This window comes from Micromonospora sp. ZG13 (assembly GCF_059359355.1).
Window position 1 is genome coordinate 268,645 of the sequence record NZ_JCADBQ010000002.1, and the last position, 18,206, is coordinate 286,850.

The following is an 18,206-nucleotide window of genomic DNA, read 5'->3' on the forward strand; positions in this document are numbered from 1 at the left end:
CCGTCCCCGACCCGGACAGGAGACCCGCATGACCGTAGCCGTGCACCGTAGCGGCGTGACCACCTTTCGCGGCCGACCGATCACCCTGCTCGGCCCGGAACTGCACGTCGGCGACACCGCACCGGACTTCACCGTGCTCGCCAACGACTTCACCCCGGTCACCCTCGCCTCGTCGGCCGGGACGACGCGGATCTTCTCGGTGGTGCCGTCGCTCGACACCGACGTGTGCGACCAGCAGACCCGCCGGTTCAACGAGGAGGCCGCCCGGCTGGACGGGGTCAGCGTGCTGACCGTCTCGGCGGATCTGCCCTTCGCGCAGAAGCGCTGGTGCGGCGCCGCCGGCCTCAGCGGCGTCGAGACGCTCTCCGACCACCGTGACCTCTCGTTCGGCACGGCCTACGGGGTGGCGGTGGCCGAACTCCGGCTGCTCGCCCGCGCCGTCTTCGTGGTCGATGCCGGGGACCGGCTGGCGTACGTCGAGTACGTGCCGGAGATCGGCCAGCATCCCCGCTACGACGACGCCCTCGCGGCGGCGGCGCGGGCCGGCGGCTGACCCGACGCGCCATCCACCGCGTCGTCGGCGACAGCCCGTACGACACGAGGTGCCCTCCGATTCGGTGACCGGATCCACGTCCGGCCTTCCGAATCGGGGGGCACCGTCCGTGTGTGCGGCGAATCGTCGACGGGTCGGCCCGCCCGTACCCGATAATCCTGGGCATGCGGACCGGCCCGGCGGGGACGCCGGGGGCAGGTGCTCCTCCGCATCCGCGGCCTGGCTGGTCCCGACGATCTCCGGCCGGATGTCGTGACCGGCGGCTCGGCTTCGACATCATCGGGACGGACGTCGCACAGCGGTTACTCCCCAGCGATCCAGGGCAAGAGGAGACGACATGACAACGCCACGGGCGACGTCCCAGCGGGTACGCGCGGCTGAGGAACTGTTCATCCCGGCCAACGACGTCGAGCTCTGCGTCGAGACCTTCGGCGACCCGGGCGCGTCGCCGGTCCTGTTGATCAGCGGTACGGCGTGCTCGATGGACTGGTGGGAGGACGACCTCTGCCGGCGGCTGGCGGCCGGCGACCGGTTCGTGATCCGCTACGACCACCGGGACACCGGCCGGTCCACCGGCTTCCCGTCGGGCGAACCGCCGTACCGGTTCGACGATCTCGTCACGGACGCGGCGGGGCTGATCGAGCAGCTCGGGGTGGGGCCGGCGCACGTCTGCGGCGTCTCCATGGGCGGCGCCGTCGCGCAGCGTCTCGCCATCGAGCACGCCCACCTGGTGTCCTCGCTGACCCTGCTCTCCACCAGTCCGGCGCTCCGGGTCAACAAGCGTCCCCACCCCGACCTGCCGCCGATCTCGCCGGCGCTGCTCGCCAGCTTCGCCGAGGAGCGGCCGACGCCCGACTGGACCGACCGGGCGGCGGTGATCGACCACGTCGTCGCCGGTCAGCGCCCGCTGGCCGGAGCGCTCGCCATCGAGGAGACGCGGCTGCGCCGCATCGCCGGGCGGATGTTCGACCGCAGTGGCGACATCGCCGCCAGCCTCGCCAACCACTGGATGATCGACGGCGGGTCGGACTACCGCTCCTCGCTGTCCCGGATCGCCGTGCCCGCCCTGGTGATCCACGGCACCGAGGATCCGCTGTTCCCGCTCGGGCACGGCGAGGCCCTGGCCGACGAGATCCCCGACGCCCGGTTGCTGCCGCTGGCCGGGGTTGGGCACCAGATGCCCCCGGCCGCCACCTGGGAGACGGTGGTGCCCGCCATCCTGGCGCACACCGCGGGCTGATCGGCCCTGGCACTTCCGTACTCGTCGATGTCCGACCGCCGGAGGTACCACCCCGGCGGGGCCGGACCGGGGACCCCTGCCACCCGATGGGACAGTCCCTTCAGGACGGATGTACCCGCATGAGATTTCTACCGGCCAGGTTTCCACCGTTGAGCAATCGCGCGTAAGACAGCACGCCCCCGTTCTGGGAGAGTCGACACGGCTTCGCGGCGGTGATCCACCGCAGACCCGAGGCCGACCGACCTGGGAGCGTGACGCCATCACCGACGCCCGACCCGACGCGCAGAGCACCTGCTTCCCGAACCCGCAGGGCCGCGCCGTCGGAGTAACGGCGCGGACGTCGTCGGTCCCGACCCGTCCCGGAACGTACATGTAGAGGCTCGGTGGTGGCCGTGCTCCGTCTCGTCGCCCTGCGCCTCGCGTGGGCCCTGCCGATGTTGTTCGTCGTCTCCTTCTTCTGCTTCCTGCTGGTGTCGCTCGTGCCCGGCGACCCGGCCCGCTCGGTGCTCGGCCCGCTCGCCCCGCAGCAGCAGGTCGACGCGCTGCACCAGCAGATGGGGCTCGACCGGCCGCTGCTGCACCAGTACGTGAGCTGGCTGGGCCGGTCCGTCCAGGGCGACCTCGGCGTCTCCGTGATCACCGGGGCCGAGGTGGGGCCCATGCTCAACGCGCGGCTGGCGCCGACGCTCTCCCTGATCGTCCTCGCCACCCTCACCGCCATGCTGCTGGGCGTGGGCCTCGGCGTGTTCAGCGGGGTCCGCGGCGGCCCGCTCGGCCGGATGGTCGACGTGCTCTCCGTGGTCGGCCTCGCGGTACCGGGATTCTGGCTGGCCCTGATGCTGGTCTCCTGGTTCGCCGTACGGTGGCCGCTCTTCCCGGTGACCGGGTACGTCCCGGTCACCCAGTCCCCGGGCGACTGGCTGGGGTCCCTGGTGCTACCGGTGGCGGCCACCTCGCTGGCCGCCGTCACGGCGGTGGCCAAACAGACCCGCGACTCCATGCTGGACACCCTCGACCGCGACTTCGTCCGGGTCATGCAGGCCAACGGGTTGTCCCGCCGGTCGATCGTCTACCGGCACGCCCTGCGGACCGCCGCGGTGCCGGTGGTGTCCCTGCTCGGGGTCATCTCCGCCAGCCTGCTCGGCACGACCGTGCTGATCGAGAACATCTTCGGCCTGCCCGGGCTGGGCTCCGGCGCCGCCCTGGCCGCCGCCCAGCACGACATCCCGGTGTTGCAGGGCGCGGTGGTCTACTTCACCCTCATCGTGATCGTCATCGGCCTGCTGGTGGACCTCTGCCAAGCCTGGCTCGACCCCCGGGTGCGGCACCGGTGAGCGGGCCGGAGGGCTTCGCGCTGCGGCTGCTGCGCCGGCCGCTGGCCGTGGCCGCCCTGCTGTGGCTGGTCGTCGTGGCGGTGTGCGCCCTCTTCCCCGACCTGGTCACCGACCGGGACCCGCTGGAACAGGACCTGATCGCCGCGTTGCAGGGGCCCTCGGCGGAGCACCCCCTCGGCACCGACCGCCTCGGTCAGGACCTGCTCAGCCGCCTCGTGCACGGGGCCGGGACGACGCTGTGGGGCGTCCTCGTCGCGGTGCTGACCAGCACGGTGCTCGGTGTGCTGCTGGGTCTGCCCGCCGGCTACCTGGGCGGGGTGGTCGACGCGGCGATCCTGCGGGTCTCCGACCTGCTCTTCGCCGTCCCCGCGATCATCATCCTGCTGGTGGTGGTGGCGGTGTTCCCGGAGAACGTCACCATCGCGATGGTCACCTTCGGTGTGCTGCTGGCCGCCGGCCTGATCCGGGTGGTACGCACGGCGACCCGGTCCACGCGGGAGGAGCTGTTCATCGCGGCGGCCCGGGTTTCCGGGCTGTCCTCCGGGCAGATCCTGCGCCGGCACGTGCTCCCCCGGCTGCGTGGCCTCGTCATCGTCCAGGCCTCCCTGATCGCGGCGGTCTCCCTGGTCATCCAGGCGGGGCTGGCCTTCCTGGGCTTCGGGCCGCAGCCGCCGCAGCCGAGTTGGGGCGGCATGGTCGACGAGGCGCGCGACGTGATCGTGCAGCACCCCTGGGCCCTGGTCCCGCCCGGCCTCGCCGTCGCCATCACCGTCCTGGCCTTCACCCTGCTCGGTGACGCCGTACGGGACACCGCCACGCAGTCCTGGTCCTCGTCGAAGCTGGTCCGGTCCACGCCGCGGCGCGGATCGGAACCGGCGCCGAACGGCGCGGCCACCCTGGTGCCCGAGGGCGTCCTGCTGTCGGTGCAGCACCTGTCGGTGGAGATCCCGGTGCGCTCCGGACCGCCCGGCGCGCCCGCGGCCCCGGTTGTCGGCGACGTGTCGTTCGACGTCGCCGACGGCGAGATCGTCGGCCTGGTCGGCGAGTCCGGCTGCGGCAAGACGGTGACCGCGCTCAGCATCCTCGGCCTGGTGCCCGGCGGTGGGCGGGTCACCGGCGGCGCGTTCCTCTTCTCGGGCCACGACCTGGCGCGGGCCTCGGAGAGCGAGTGGCGGGAGGTGCGCGGACGCGGGATCGGATACGTCGCGCAGGACTCCATGGTCAGCCTCGACCCGGCCGTCCGGGCCGGTGCGCAACTCGCCGAGGCGGTCCGGCGGCACACCGGGGTCCGCCGGGCGGAGGCCGCCGACCGCGTCCTGGACCTGCTACGCGACGTGGGGGTGCCCGACCCCGCACGGGTCGCCCGGCTCTATCCGCACCAGTTGTCCGGCGGGCTGGCGCAGCGGGTGGCCATCGCGTTCGCACTGGCCGGCTCCCCGAGGCTGCTGATCGCCGACGAGCCGACGACGGCGTTGGACGTCACGGTCCAGGCGGAGATCCTGGCCCTGCTGCGCAGGCTGAGCCGGGAGCGCCGGATGGCCGTGCTGCTGGTCACGCACGACCTGGGTGTGGTGGCCGAACTGTGCGACCGGGCGGTGGTCATGTACGCCGGGCAGGTGGTCGAGGTGTGCCCGGTGTCGCGGATGTTCAGCCGCCCGCGCCACCCGTACACGATGGGTCTGCTGGCCGCGGATCCGCACCGGGCCGCACCCGACGGGCGGCTGCCGACCATCGCGGGAACGGTGCCGGCGCCGTCCGACTGGCCGACCGGCTGCCGGTTCGCCGACCGGTGCCGCCTCGTGGAGGAGCGGTGCCGCCGCGAGCCGGTCGGACTGAGCCGACCCGAACCGGGACACGTCGCGCGCTGCCTGCGTGCCGACGACGATCTCCAGCGAGAGGTTGCAGTGTGACGCGACACCCTCTGCTCGACGTCCGGGACCTGACCGTGGAGTACGGCCGGGGAAGGACCGCCTTCCGCGCGGTCGACGGGGTGAGCCTCTCCGTCGCGGAGGGCGAGACCGTCGGCCTGGTCGGCGAGTCCGGCTCCGGCAAGTCGACCATCGGCCGGGCCGTCGTGGGGCTGGCCGCCGCCACCGCCGGCTCCGTCACCTTCGACGGCGAGGACATCACCCGGGCCACCCGCCGCCGGCGGCGGCAGCTCAGCGCGGCGTTGCAGATGATGTTCCAGGACCCGTACAGCTCGCTGAACCCGGCCCGGACGGTGGGCGACAGCCTGGTCGAGCCGCTCCTGGCCCGGCGCGACGTGGAGCCGCGCCGACGCCGGGAGCTAATCGAGGCCGCGCTGCGCCGGGTGGGCCTGCCTACCGACACGGCCCAGCGCTACCCCGCGCACTTCTCCGGCGGGCAGCGGCAGCGCATCGTGCTGGCCCGGGCGCTGGTCGGCATACCCCGGCTGGTGATCTGCGACGAGCCGGTCAGCGCCCTGGACGTGTCGGTGCAGGCACAGGTCATCAACCTCCTCGCCGACCTCCAGGCCGAACTCGGGCTGAGCTACCTGTTCATCGCGCACGACCTGGCCGTGGTCCGCCACCTGTCGCACCGCGTCGTGGTGCTCTACCGGGGCCAGGTGATGGAGTCGGGCCCCGCCGAGACCGTCTACTCCCGACCCGCGCACCCGTACACCCGGGCCCTGATCGCGGCGGCGCCCGTGCCCGACCCGGCACGGGCGCGGACGGGAGCCGACTCGCCCGTCCAGCCGGACCAGCCCGTCGAGCGGTCGGCACCGGCCGGCGGGCCGGGTTGCCGGTTCGCCGCGCGCTGCCCGTACGTCGTCGACGAGTGCACCCGCCGGCGCCCCCCGCTCACCCAGGCCTGGAGTGGTTCCCAGGTCGCCTGCCTGCGGCAACGGGAGATCGCGGACCTCGCCCGGCCCAAGGTCGCATCCATGGCCCACTGACCACCACTCGCCGAACCCCCTCCGACACCGGCGGTACGCCGGGAAAGGACGACCATGTCTCGTCATGTCCTACGAGCGGGCACGCGCCGGGTACGTCTCCTGGCCGCCGCCTCGCTCTTGGCCGCCGCGGCGCTGACCGGATGCTCCGGCGCCGCCACCGACGGCGCGTCGAACGCCGACACCCAGACGCTGACCCTGGCGATCTCGGCGCCACCCAACCTCGACCCGTACAAGGCCAACATCGACCTCAACAACATCCCGACCGTCGCGTTGGCCTACGCGCCCCTGATCCGGATGAACGCCGACCGCACCTTCACCGGTGAGCTCGCCGAGTCGTTCGGGTACGTCGACCAGCAGAACAAGACCTTCCAGATGAAGCTCCGCCCCGGGCTGACCTTCGCCGACGGCACGCCGTTGGACGCCAAGGCGGTGGTGGCCTCCCTGGAGTACATGCGCAAGGTCAGCCCGAAGGCGAAGACCTGGGCGGGCACGATCACCAGCATCACCGCCCCGGACGCCAGCACCGTGGTGGTGACCAACAAGGCGCCCAACCCCTCCATGCGCCAGATCTTCAGCCAGGCGGTGCTGTCCGGCTCGATCATCTCGCCGGCCGGGCTGGCCGACCCCGACCAGTTGGCCCAGCGGACCTTCGGCGCCGGGCCGTACGTGCTCGACGCGGCCGAGACCGTGCCGAACGACCACTACACGTACGTGGCGAACCCCCGCTACTGGAACAAGGCGGACCAGCACTGGAAGAAGGTGGTGGTGCGGATCATCCCCGACTCGAACTCCACCGTGCAGGCGATCCAGTCGGGTCAGGTGGACTACGCCGCGCTGAACGCCGACGCCGGCCCGGCGGTCAAGGCCGCCGGTCTGCGGCACGTGACCGCCAGCGTCGCCCTCGTCGGCGTGGTCCTCGCCGACCGGAACGGCACCGTGGCGCCGGCGCTGAAGGACGTCCGCGTCCGCCAGGCGCTCAACCACGCCATCGACCGGGCCACCATCACCAAGACGGTCTTCGGTGACTTCGCGCACCCGACCAGCCAGACGGCGGCGCCCGGCTTCGACGGCTACCAACCGGCGCTGGACGACCGCTACCCGTACGACCCGGCGAAGGCGAAGCAACTGCTGACCGAGGCCGGCTACCCGAACGGGTTCACGCTGAAGGTCGAGGCGCACACCCCCGGCATCGGCGTGGTCACCCAGGCGGTGATCGGGCAGTGGAAGAAGATCGGCGTAAACGTGGAGCTGACCACGGACACCCAGGTGCAGCAGTGGCTGGAGAACGTGCTGTCACGCAAGTTCCCGGTGGTCGGCTTCGGCTACGGCAACCTGCCCACCTACCTGTCGTCGCTGGACTTCATGCGTCCGGTGCCCAACCCGTTCAACCCGTTCGCGACCGCCGACGCCGAGCTGGCCCGGCTGCTCGACCAGGCCATCGCCGAGCCCGACCAGGGGAAGCAGTCCGCGCTGTTCAAGCAGGCGGTCGCCCGGACGACCGAGCTGGCCTGGTTCGCTCCGGTGGTGCGGATGGACGGGATCGGTGTGATGGGTCCGCGTACGGCCGGGGTGCAGACCACCGCGGACAACGGTCTGCCGAGCGTGGTGACGCTCCGGCCGGCATCCTGAGTCGCTGACGAGCGGATGTGCGACATCTCTGCCAGATAGGGCAATCGGGGAGATGTCGCGCATCCGCTCCTCTGTCACGATCAAGCCGCAACATCACCAGCCGGTAGGAACCGCCGCCGGGCGGAACGGCACCGGCCCCACCTTCCTCGACCGTGGAGCTCAGATGCGCGTGCTGTTCACCACCGCACCGATGCACGGTCACCTCTTTCCGCTCGTGCCGTTGGCCTGGGCCTGCCGGGCGGCGGGGCACGAGGTGCTGGTCGCCACCACGGAGCACTTCGTACCGAGCGTCGTGCAGGCCGGCCTGCCTGCGGCGCCCGTCGGGCCGGGGATGGCGCTGAGCGAGTTGGCCGCCCCGGCCGCGGCGCACGGCATCGACAACGCCCCGTACGCCCACGGCGAGGTGTTCGGGGCGATGGCGTCGCGGAACCTGGCCGACACCCACGCCCTGGTCCAGTCCTGGCGCCCCGACCTGGTGGTCAACGAACGCTCCGAACTCGCCGGTCCGGTCGCCGCAGCCGCAGCCGGCACACCCCACGCAGAGCTCCGGTGGGGGGTGGCGGAGCTGACGGAGTACCGGGCGGCGGGCGAGGACGTCCTCCGCGACCAGCTGCGGGCACTCGGCCTGCCCGGGCTCCCGACACCCGGGCTGAGGCTGAGCCCGTGGCCGCCGAGCCTCCGGTTGCCGCACGCCCGTGCCGACCTCAGCCTCCGGCACGTGTCCTACAACGGGGCCGCCGTGGTGCCGGCCTGGGCGTCCGCGCCCGGCACCCGGCCACGGGTCTGCCTCACCCTCGGGACGGTGATCCCGCAGCTCTCCACCGACGGCGCGGCCGGGTTCCTGCGCCGGCTGGTGGACAGCCTGGGCGGGCTCGGCTGTGAGCTGGTGATCGCGGTCGACGACGCGGTGGCCGAGGAGTTGGGCACGCTGCCGGAGACGGTGTTGCACGCCGGGCGGGTGCCGCTGGCCGAGGTGCTGCCGGGCTGCCGGCTCCTGATCCACCACGGCGGCCAGGGGTCGGCGCTGACCGGCCTGGCCGCCGGGTGCCCGCAGGTCGTCCTGCCCCGGTTCGACGACGCGCTCGAGAACGCCCAGGCGGTGGTCGACGCCGGGGTCGGCCTGTCGCTGCGGCTGGAGCAGGCCACCCCGGAGGGGGTGGCGGACCACGCCGGTCGTGTCCTCGCGGACCCCCGGTTCCGCGCGGCCGCCGCGACGGTGGCCCGGGAGATCGCCGCTCAGCCGACCCCCGCCGAGGTCGTCGGCGTACTCGAACGGATGGTGGCGGGCGGAGCCGCGGCCGGACCCGGGCGGCCGGCGGAACCGGCCGTCGGCACCGCCACCTTCACCGGTCGCCGCTGAGGCCGATCACGGCCGCCGGGCCCGGCCGACCGACGGCGGGTTCGTGAACGTCGGCGCGGTCGCTGCCGTTCCCCACCACCTCCGGCCCCAGCGCCGGTCCGAGAACCACCGCGTCCGTCGCACCTTTTGTCGTGACCAGGAGAGGAAACACACCATGAGCGACCGCAAGGCCCTGCTGCTGGACGAGGTACGCAAGTACCACCAGGACGTGCAACCCGACCGGGCGTTCGAGCCGGGCGTCACCGAGATCTGGCCCTCCGGTGCCATGCTCGACGCCGACGACCGGGTGGCCCTGGTCGAGGCGGCGTTGGACATGCGCATCGCGGCCGGAGGCTACGCCCGCACGTTCGAGTCACGGTTCGCCCGCACGCTGGGCCGGCGCAAGGCGCACCTGGTCAACTCCGGCTCGTCCGCCAACCTGCTCGCGGTCACCGCGCTGACCTCCGAGGTGCTCGGGGAGCGGCGGCTCCGCCCCGGCGACGAGGTGATCACCGTCGCCGCAGGTTTCCCGACCACCGTCAACCCGATCATCCAGAACGGCCTCCTGCCGGTCTTCGTGGACGTCGAGCTGGGCACGTACAACACCACGGCGGAGCGGGTGGCCGCCGCGATCGGGCCGAAGACCCGGGCGATCGTCCTGGCGCACACGCTGGGCAACCCGTACGAGGCGACCGAGATCGCCGAGCTGGCCCGGGAACACGGGCTGTTCTTCGTCGAGGACAACTGCGACGCGGTGGGCTCCACCTACGACGGCCGGCTCACCGGCACCTTCGGTGACCTCACCACGGTCAGCTTCTATCCCGCGCACCACCTGACGATGGGTGAGGGCGGGTGCGTCCTGACGTCGAACCTGGCGCTCGCCCGGGTCGTGGAGTCGCTGCGCGACTGGGGCCGGGACTGCTGGTGCGCGCCCGGGGACTCGAACACCTGCCTGAAGCGCTTCAAGCACCAGCTCGGCAACCTGCCGGCCGGGTACGACCACAAGTACATCTACTCGCACGTCGGCTACAACCTGAAGGCCACCGACCTTCAGGCCGCGCTCGGCCTCACCCAGTTGGCGAAGCTGGACGACTTCACCGCGCTGCGGCGCCGCAACTGGCGTCGGCTGCGGGAGCAGTTGGACGGCGTACCGCACCTGCTGCTGCCGGAGGCCACGCCGCGCAGCGATCCGAGCTGGTTCGGCTTTGTGATCACGGTTGCCCCGGACGCGCCCTTCACCCGCTCGCAACTGGTGGCCTTCCTCGAGGATCGCAAGATCGGCACCCGACAGTTGTTCGCCGGTAATCTGACCCGGCAGCCGGGATATCTGAATCAGCCGTACCGGGTGGTGGGTGACCTGACCAACAGCGACATCATCACCGAGCAGACCCTCTGGGTGGGCGTCTATCCCGCGTTGACCGAAGAGATGATCGACTACGTCGCGGCCACGGTCACCGAATTCGCCACCGGTCGCGCATGACGTCCACGCCGGGCTGATGTCGAGGCGTTCCCGTCGGTTTCGACACAGTGGTGGGATAATGGGCGAGACCCATGGAGGTACCGTGAAGTATCTACTCCTGATCACCCATAATCAGCAGACACGGAACGCCTGGCAGAACATGTCCGAGGCCGAGCGCGAGTTGGGTCTCAAGGCTCACGCCGCACTGGGCGACGAGCTGGCCGAGACCGGCGAGCTGATCGTGTCGGAGGCGCTGGCCGACCAGAGCCGCGGCAAGCGGGTCCTCGTGAAGAACGGCAGAGTGACCACCACCGACGGCCCGTTTCCCGAGGTCAAGGAGTATCTCGCCGGGTTCTATCTGATCGAGTGCGACGGCATCGACAGCGCTGTCGCGCACGCCGCCCGGATTCCGGAGGCCGCCTTCGGCCAGGTCGAGGTTCGCCCGGTGCTCGGCACCGGGGCCACGGGACGGTGAGCACCGCCACGGATGTCGAGGACCTGCTGCGCGAACACGCGCCACAGGTCCTCTCCGCGCTCGTCCGCCGTCACGGTGGCTTCGACACCTGCGAGGACGCCGTACAGGAGGCGCTGCTGGCGGCGGCGGTGCAGTGGCCGGCGGACGGTGTGCCGGCCAACCCCATCGGTTGGCTGACCACCGTCGCCTCCCGCCGCTGGACCGAGCTCTGGCGCAGCGACGCGGCCCGGCGGCGCCGCGAGCGGACCGCCGCCGCGCTGGCGTCCCCGGGCTCCGGCCCGGTTCCCGAGGCCGACGACACGCTCGCCCTGCTGATGCTGTGCTGCCATCCGTCGCTCACCCAGGTCTCGCAGGTGGCCCTCACCCTGCGCGCCGTGGGCGGGCTGAGCACCGCCGAGATCGCCCGGGCGTTCCTGGTGCCCGAGTCCACCGTCGCCCAGCGGATCAGCCGCGCCAAGCAGCGGATCCGGGCCAGCGGGGCCGAGTTCCGGATGCCCTCACCGGCGGAGCGTCCCAAGCGGGTGGCCGCGGTGATGGAGGTGCTCTACCTCATCTTCAACGAGGGCTACACCGCCTCCTCCGGGGCCGCCCTCAACCGGATGGAACTCACCGCGGAGGCCATCCGCCTGACCCGGCAGTTGCACGCCCGGCTCCCCGACGACGGCGAGGTGGCGGGGCTGCTGGCGCTGATGCTGCTCACCGACGCCCGTCGCCCGGCACGCACCGGCCCGGACGGCGCCCTGATCCCGCTCGCCGAGCAGGACCGCTCGCTGTGGGACGGCCGGGCCATCGCCGAGGGGATCGCCCTGATCACGAGGACGCTGGCCAACGCCCCGGTCGGTCCGTACCAGATCCAGGCCGCCATCGCCGCCGTGCACGACGAGGCGCCCCGGGCCGGGGACACCGACTGGCGGCAGATCCTCGGCCTGTACGACCTGTGGCAGCGCATCGCGCCCGGTCCGATGGTCGCCCTCAACCGGATCGTCGCCGTCGCCATGGTGGAGGGTCCGCACGCCGCGCTGCGTCAGCTCACGGCGGCGGAGACCGACCCGGCCCTGGCCGGCCACCACCGCGTGCACGCGGTCCGCGCCCACCTGCTCGACCTCACCGGTGACCGGCAGGCCGCTCGCACCCACTACGAGCTGGCCGCCCGGGAGACCCTCAGCCTGCCCGAGCAGCGCTACCTCTACTCGCGGGCCCGGAACGCGACCAGCGGCTGACCCCCGCCCGCCCGCAGCCACCCTCCCGGTCGACCCGACCGGTCCCCCGCCACCGGCTCGCGGATGTCAACTCCGCAATTGCGGAGATGTCCGCACCCCCTCGATCAGTCCAGGATGGACGCGGCAGGTCGGTGTCGCATGCGACCGGGGCGCCGCCGCCCCGGCGTCGAAGAGCCGGGTCTGCTCGTTGACGACATCCGACGACGGGGGCGTGCTCTCGACTGGAGCCTATTCTCGACAACGGGCGGAATCCGGCTTCGGCAATAAGCCGGGCCGCCATTCGACGCGTCTTCATTCGGCGGGCAGAGGGCATTTCCCAGCTCGTTCCGCAGCGCCATCCCTGGCCCGTGCCCAGCTCTTATCCGGATGGCGTCGGTAATCGTCCTGACGGTCGGAAGACACTCAACGGTATCGAGGATTATCTTCGCGGACGCGACCGCGTAATCTCCCCGGAAGCATTCGGCTAGCGTCGGCCACCCCGCTACTCACGGCCGTACGCGGCACCGACCGGACTGCCCTGTCGGGACCGATCGGCAACCGGTACGACGTCACGTAAACGGAGGCCGTCCCGGCAAGATTGGATAGTGGAGAGCAGAACATGGCCATCCCCACAGCAAATGTCCCCAGCACCGCCACCGGCAACTCCGAACGGCTCCACGCGCTCGACGCGGTACGGGCGGGAGCCCTACTGCTCGGAGTCGTCCTCCACACGACACTTTCCTTTCTCGAACCGCGGACCTGGGTGGTGGGCGACGTGTCCACCAGCCCAGCCATGAACGGCGTCTATTTCGTGGTGCACGTCTTCCGGATGACGCTGTTCTTCCTGATCGCCGGCTTCTTCGCGCGAATGTTGCTGCACCGCCGGGGCACCGGCGGCTTCATCCGCAACCGGGCCGTACGGATCCTCGTGCCCTTCGTCGTCTTCTGGCCGCTGATGATGGTCTCGACCGTCATGGTGATCATCTGGGCCGCCAACCAGGCCGGCGAGGAGGTGCCCGGTCCCACGCCCATGACCCCGAGCACCTTCCCGTTGACCCACCTGTGGTTCCTCTACTGGCTGCTCATGCTCTACGTGGCGGCGCTCGTCGTGCGCGGGATCGTGGTGTCGCTGGACAAGGCCGGCAACCTGCGGTCGCGGGTCGTCGACCCGGTGATCCGGACCATCGTGAAGACCGACCTGACCCCGGTGGTGATCGGGGCGCCGCTGCTCGTGGCGTTCCTGCTCAAGGACGACTGGGAGATCTGGTACGGCGTACCGCCGGCGGAGAACGGCGTCGTCCCGAACCCGGTGGCGGTGGTCGCCTACGGCACGGCCTTCGGCTTCGGCTGGCTGCTGCACCGGCAGATCGACCTGCTCCGCTTCTGGGAGCGGCGCGGGCTGCGCAACCTCGCGATCGCCGTGGTGCTCACGGGCGTCGCGCTCGCGATGGCGGGCACCATCCCGCCCGACGAGGCCGAGCCGATGGGGACCAAGAAGATCGTCTACGCGGTCGTCTACGTGCTCGCGATCTGGGCCTGGACGATGGCGCTGATGGGGCTGGCGATGCGGTACCTGTCCAAGCCCAACCCGGCCATCCGCTACGTCTCGGACGCCTCGTACTGGATCTACATCATCCACCTGCCGGTGGTCATGGCGTTGCAGACGGCCGTCGCCCAGGTGGGCCTGCCGTGGTTCGTCAAGTACCCGCTGATCCTGCTGGTCACCTACCCGCTGACCCTGGTCAGCTACCGCTACCTGGTGCGTTACACCTTCATCGGGCGCCTGCTCAACGGGCGTCGGCGCAAGGGCGAGGCGGCTGAGAAGGCGCCGGAGACGACGCCACCGGTGGCCGCTCACTGAAGCCGGTACCCACCGAGCGAAATGCCCCGCCGCATTCGCGGCGGGGCATTTCGCGTCGCGGGCCGGGCGGCCCCGGCCGGCGGGTCCGGACGCGGCGCCGGGAGACCCGGAGGCCGCGACCGGTGGACCCGGAAGCCGTGGTGCTCAGTGACTCGGCGTCGGGTCGCTGGCGACCTGCTCGGGTTCGCTCTTCCGGGGCGCCCCGGTCAGCTCCGGAGACACGGTGATCCGCTCCAGGGCCAGGAGGACGACCACGGCGCAGACCAGGAGCACACCGGCGGCGATCCGCAGCGACAGGGCGTAGCCCTCGGTGGCGGCCACCGCGGGCGCCGCGCCCTCGCCCAGCTGGCTGTTGCCGAACCGCAGGGCCAGCGCGACCAGGACCGAGAGGCCCAGGGCCCCACCCACCTGCTGCATGACGTTCTGCATCGCCGACGCCAGGCCCGTGTCCTGGGTGGTGACCTTCCACAGGGCGGTGTTGGCGGTGCCCGGCATGGCCAGACCGAAGAAGAGGCCCAGCACGATCATGCCCGGCATGATGCTGGCGGTGTAGGTCGCGTCGACATCGATCATGCTGGTGTAGATGAGGCCGGCGGAGGCGCCGACGAGACCGATGATGATCACCGGCTTCACGCCGAGCTTCGGGATCATCCCGGTGGACAGGCCGACGCCGAAGGCGATGCCGAGGCCGACCGGGATGAAGGACAGCCCGCCCTTGAGCGGCGAGTAGCCGAGCACCTGCTGCTCGAAGAGGGTCACCAGGAAGGTGAACCCGAAGAACGCGCAGGACAGTGCGAGACCGACCAGGTAACCCACGGCGCGGGTGCGGTTGGCGAAGAACCGCAGCGGGATCAGCGGCGCCGAGGCGCGCGCCTCGATCAGGACCATGAGCCCGAGCAGCGCGACACCACCGAGCAGCGGCACGAGCACCTGCCAGGCGCCCCACGACCGCTCGGCGGCCTGCAACAGGCCGTAGACGATGGCCACCAGACCACCGGTCGCGGTCAGCATGCCGGTGAAGTCCAGCCGCTGGCCACGGCGCTCCATCCTGGTCTCCGAGACCAGCCGGGGCACCATGATCAGCGCGAAGATGGTGACCGGCACGTTGATGTAGAAGATCCAGCGCCAGCTCGTGTCGTTGGCGATGAGGCCACCGACCACCGGCCCCAGGGTCCCGGCGATGCCCGAGAGACCACCCCAGATGCCGACCGCCTTGACCCGGTCGGCCGGCTCGGAGAAGAGCAGGAAGACCATGCCCAGCGCGGCGGGGGCCGCGATCGCCTCACCGACGCCCTGGAGGAAGCGGCTGAAGATCAGCATCTCGGAGTTCATCGCGGCGCCGGACGTGACCGAGGCGACGGCGAAGATCACCACACCGGTCATGAAGATGCGCCGACGGCCGAACAGGTCGGCCAGCCGGCCGCCGAAGAGCAGCAGACCACCGGCCATGAGCACGTAGCCGTTGACGACCCAGGCCAGGCCGGCCCGCGACATCCCGAGATCGTCCTGGATCCGGGGCAGAGCCACGTTCACCACGGTCATGTCGATCACGAACATGAACTGGACGAACCCGAGCAGGGCGAGCGCGCGCCACCGGCGCGGATCCGTGCCCTCCTCGGGCGCACTCGGCGCGTCGTCCCGGCGCGGTGTTGTACCGGTGCTCATGTAGACCTCCCTCGACGTCGGCGCACTTTCAAGTGCATCCGTCTGCATGTCGAAGCTGCGGGATCGGTTTCGACATGGGGGTGGAAGGTTCGTCCAGCCCCACGGGAGGCAAGCAATGAAGTACATGATCCTGATCAACCACAACAAGCAGACCCGGGACGCCTGGCAGAACATGTCCGAGGCCGAGCAGGCGGTGGGCATGAAGGCGCACATGTCCCTCGTCGGGGACCTCTCCGAGTCGGGCGAGCTGATCGTGTCCGACGCGCTGGCCGACCAGAGCCAGGCCAAGCGGGTCCTGGTCAAGGACGGTCAGGTGAGCACCACCGACGGCCCCTTCCCCGAGGTCAAGGAGTACGTCGCCGGCTTCTACCTGATCGAGTGCGACAGCATCGAGAAGGCCGTCGAGCACGCCGCCCGGATCCCGGAGGCCAACTTCGGCATGGTCGAGGTGCGCCCGGTCCTCAGCGCCGGCGGCCCGGACATGTGACGTCCGTCCGCACCGCAGGGACCCGCGGCACCACGTGCCGCGGGTCCCTGTCCGTCCGCGGCGACCACCCCCGGGCGTACGGCACGTCGGGCGGAGCCGCCTCGCGGGCGGGGTGGACACGACGGGGCCGTGGTGACGACTTCGTGCAGCCGTCACCACGGCCCCGCAACGGGTGGACTGAGCCGGTCGGCGCGCGGGCACCGACCGGCGACGGATCAGCCCTTGACCGGGCTGCTCTGGTGCAACACCAGCCTCACCTGGCCGTCCGGCTGCCGGACGATCACCCAGGTGGCCCTGATGAGGTTCTCCGACGCGATGTCCGTGTCCCCCGCCATGATGATGCCGCCCTCGGTGACGACCATGGCGACGTCCTCGGAGAGGAACGTGACCTCGATGGGCCAGCCCTTCACCCGCGCGCCCTTGAGGCCGCCCGCGAAGCCCTGGGCCATGTACTCCCGGATCTCCTCACGGCTGACCAGCTGGTTGTCCTGCATCAGCAGGCTGCCGTTGTCGGTGAACACCTCGGCGAACGCGTCCGCGTCGTTCGCCGCCCAGGCCGCCTGGACGCGCATGCACGCCGTCAGCGCCGCCTTCTCGTCCGGGGCGGTGAACTGACCGTAGTAGGAGGTGTCCTCCTGGACACCGGCCTTGGCGAGCAGCGTCGAGGCGTCGCCCCACCGTGCCTTCGTGGTCATGGACCCTCTCTCCTGTCGTGACTGTCCCGGTGGTGACGGCGGTCGATGCCACCATCGAAAGATCGATTCCGGAAATGACCCGGTGCGGTCCGCGTACCGGTCAGCCCGTCACCGGGCTGCTCTGGTACGAGGCGAGCCGCCAGTCGCCGTTCTGCTTGACGGCCACCCACATGATGCGGATCCGGTCCGCGTCGCCGAGCGATTCCTGACCGTCCGGAATGATGCCGCCGTCGGTGATGGCGATGGCGACGGAATCGGTCAGCATCCGGATCTCCCGGACGTCGGTGACCAACCTCGACCCCTTGAGTCCGCCGGCGAATGCCTCCGCCATGTACGAGCGGATCTCCTCGCGGTTCATCAGCTGCCGGTCGCCGGCGAGGAAACTGCCGTTCTCGACGAACATGTCGGCCAGCGCCCCGGAGTCGTTGGCCGCCCAGGCGGCGCGGAACCTCAGCGGCGCGGTGAGGACGGCACCCTCCTCACCGTTGGAGTAGTCCCCGTACAGCGTCGCCCACTCCTTGGCCCCGGCCACGAGCGCTGCGGCGTCGTTGCTCATCCTGCTCTCCTTCTCCTCGGATCGGTCACCAGCGCAGGGTGGCGCCCTCGCCGCGCGGGCTGTTCTGGTAGCCGGCGAGCTGCCACTGACCGTCCTTCTTCACCGTGACCCAGGTGGACCGCACGGCCAGCTCGGGCGCGATCTCGGCCTGCCCGGCCGCGAGGATCCCGCCGTGGGTACGGATGAGGGCCACGTCGTCGGAGACGATGCGCAGGTCGACGGGGTTGCCGGTCACCCCGGTGCCCTTGAACGGGCCGGCGTACGCGGCGGCCATGAACGAGCGGATCTCGTCCCGGCCCTTCTTGTAGACGTCACCGGGAAGGATGAGGATCCCGTCCTCGGTGAAGACGTCGGCCACCCCGTCGGCGTCGTTGTGGGACCACGCCCCAACCAGGCGCAGCGGCACGCTGAGGACCTCCTTCTCCAGATCACTGGTGAAGGGCCCGTAATAGGCGTCGAGGGATTTCTTCTGAGCGGTGGTCGTGGACATTTCGGTGACCCCTTCTCCTATAACGAGATGCGAGACCGGACAGCGCCGGTCGGCCGGCGTAATCCGTTTCTCCACCACCATCCTCACGCTTGTGGTGGGGACGGACATCTTTCTCCGTGCGAACCGTAGGGCGGGAGGGAGGAACCATTCTTCGGCCAATGCCGACGCGCACGGCAGCCATTGAATCGACCGCCGCAGCGACGGCTCCGGCACCGGTCCACTTCGGCGTCGTGCCTGCTCGTGGCGTACGCGAAGGTCTCCGGTGGAGGGTCGAACGCAACCCTCCACCGGAGACCTCGCTACCTGT

General features: G+C 71.1%; 16 protein-coding genes. 12 read left to right on the plus strand and 4 right to left on the minus strand.

All coding sequences use genetic code 11. The annotated features are described in order from the left end of the window. Positions 1 to 55: 55 nt before the first annotated feature. The 11 genes from tpx to AC5L34_RS05185 all read left to right on the plus strand — a co-directional run bounded on the left by tpx (position 56) and on the right by AC5L34_RS05185 (position 14,006). Positions 56 to 553 (plus strand): thiol peroxidase, encoded by a 498-nt coding sequence (tpx, locus tag AC5L34_RS05135; protein WP_231925821.1) that lies wholly within the window; start codon positions 56 to 58, stop codon positions 551 to 553. A gap of 337 nt (positions 554 to 890) precedes the next feature. Further along, positions 891 to 1,793 (plus strand): alpha/beta fold hydrolase, encoded by a 903-nt coding sequence (locus AC5L34_RS05140; RefSeq protein ID WP_494823920.1) that lies wholly within the window; start codon positions 891 to 893, stop codon positions 1,791 to 1,793. A 386-nt stretch (positions 1,794 to 2,179) separates the two neighbouring features. Then, positions 2,180 to 3,127: an ABC transporter permease gene (locus AC5L34_RS05145; RefSeq protein WP_197697772.1), complete on the plus strand. Its 948-nt coding sequence runs from the start codon at positions 2,180 to 2,182 to the stop codon at positions 3,125 to 3,127. Then, positions 3,124 to 5,037 (plus strand): dipeptide/oligopeptide/nickel ABC transporter permease/ATP-binding protein, encoded by a 1,914-nt coding sequence (locus tag AC5L34_RS05150; protein WP_441173676.1) that lies wholly within the window; start codon positions 3,124 to 3,126, stop codon positions 5,035 to 5,037. Before AC5L34_RS05145 ends, AC5L34_RS05150 begins: the two co-directional genes overlap by 4 nt. Further along, complete coding sequence (locus AC5L34_RS05155) at positions 5,034 to 6,044, plus strand: ABC transporter ATP-binding protein (protein WP_441173677.1); 1,011 nt, start codon at positions 5,034 to 5,036, stop codon at positions 6,042 to 6,044. The genes AC5L34_RS05150 and AC5L34_RS05155 overlap by 4 nt, the downstream gene beginning before the upstream one ends. Positions 6,045 to 6,098: 54 nt before the next feature. Then, positions 6,099 to 7,673 carry an ABC transporter substrate-binding protein gene (locus AC5L34_RS05160; RefSeq protein WP_441173678.1) on the plus strand — a complete coding sequence of 525 codons (1,575 nt, stop codon included), beginning with the start codon at positions 6,099 to 6,101 and terminating at the stop codon, positions 7,671 to 7,673. A 163-nt stretch (positions 7,674 to 7,836) separates the two neighbouring features. Next, positions 7,837 to 9,033 (plus strand): nucleotide disphospho-sugar-binding domain-containing protein, encoded by a 1,197-nt coding sequence (locus AC5L34_RS05165; RefSeq protein WP_441173679.1) that lies wholly within the window; start codon positions 7,837 to 7,839, stop codon positions 9,031 to 9,033. 154 nt (positions 9,034 to 9,187) lie between these two features. Further along, on the plus strand, positions 9,188 to 10,492 hold the full coding sequence (rfbH, locus tag AC5L34_RS05170; protein ID WP_494823922.1) for a lipopolysaccharide biosynthesis protein RfbH: 1,305 nt from the start codon (positions 9,188 to 9,190) through the stop codon (positions 10,490 to 10,492). An 82-nt stretch (positions 10,493 to 10,574) separates the two neighbouring features. Next, the gene (locus AC5L34_RS05175) at positions 10,575 to 10,946 is read left to right on the plus strand and encodes a YciI family protein (protein WP_441173680.1); all 372 of its coding nucleotides are present in this window, start codon (positions 10,575 to 10,577) and stop codon (positions 10,944 to 10,946) included. Beyond that, positions 10,943 to 12,166, plus strand: coding sequence for an RNA polymerase sigma factor (locus AC5L34_RS05180; protein WP_441173681.1), 1,224 nt, complete (start codon positions 10,943 to 10,945; stop codon positions 12,164 to 12,166). The genes AC5L34_RS05175 and AC5L34_RS05180 overlap by 4 nt, the downstream gene beginning before the upstream one ends. Before the next feature lie 598 nt (positions 12,167 to 12,764). Further along, entirely contained in the window at positions 12,765 to 14,006 is a 1,242-nt protein-coding gene (locus AC5L34_RS05185; RefSeq protein ID WP_494823924.1) for an acyltransferase family protein, read from the plus strand. Between the two features lie 144 nt (positions 14,007 to 14,150). On the opposite strand, the gene AC5L34_RS05190 is transcribed toward AC5L34_RS05185, so the two are convergent. After that, positions 14,151 to 15,671 carry a DHA2 family efflux MFS transporter permease subunit gene (locus AC5L34_RS05190; protein ID WP_494823925.1) on the minus strand — a complete coding sequence of 507 codons (1,521 nt, stop codon included), beginning with the start codon at positions 15,669 to 15,671 and terminating at the stop codon, positions 14,151 to 14,153. Positions 15,672 to 15,786: 115 nt separating this feature from the next. Here AC5L34_RS05190 and AC5L34_RS05195 point away from each other — a divergent pair, with 115 nt between their 5' ends. After that, positions 15,787 to 16,158: a YciI family protein gene (locus tag AC5L34_RS05195; protein WP_441173684.1), complete on the plus strand. Its 372-nt coding sequence runs from the start codon at positions 15,787 to 15,789 to the stop codon at positions 16,156 to 16,158. 215 nt (positions 16,159 to 16,373) lie between these two features. Here the strand turns inward: AC5L34_RS05195 and AC5L34_RS05200 are convergent, their stop codons facing one another. The 3 genes from AC5L34_RS05200 to AC5L34_RS05210 all read right to left on the minus strand — a co-directional run bounded on the left by AC5L34_RS05200 (position 16,374) and on the right by AC5L34_RS05210 (position 17,899). Next, a complete protein-coding gene (locus AC5L34_RS05200; RefSeq protein ID WP_494823926.1) occupies positions 16,374 to 16,853 on the minus strand; it encodes an SgcJ/EcaC family oxidoreductase in 480 nt (159 codons plus the stop codon). Between the two features lie 100 nt (positions 16,854 to 16,953). Continuing rightward, a complete protein-coding gene (locus AC5L34_RS05205; protein ID WP_357716980.1) occupies positions 16,954 to 17,409 on the minus strand; it encodes an SgcJ/EcaC family oxidoreductase in 456 nt (151 codons plus the stop codon). A 25-nt stretch (positions 17,410 to 17,434) separates the two neighbouring features. Beyond that, positions 17,435 to 17,899 carry an SgcJ/EcaC family oxidoreductase gene (locus AC5L34_RS05210; protein ID WP_357716983.1) on the minus strand — a complete coding sequence of 155 codons (465 nt, stop codon included), beginning with the start codon at positions 17,897 to 17,899 and terminating at the stop codon, positions 17,435 to 17,437. Positions 17,900 to 18,206 lie beyond the last annotated feature (307 nt).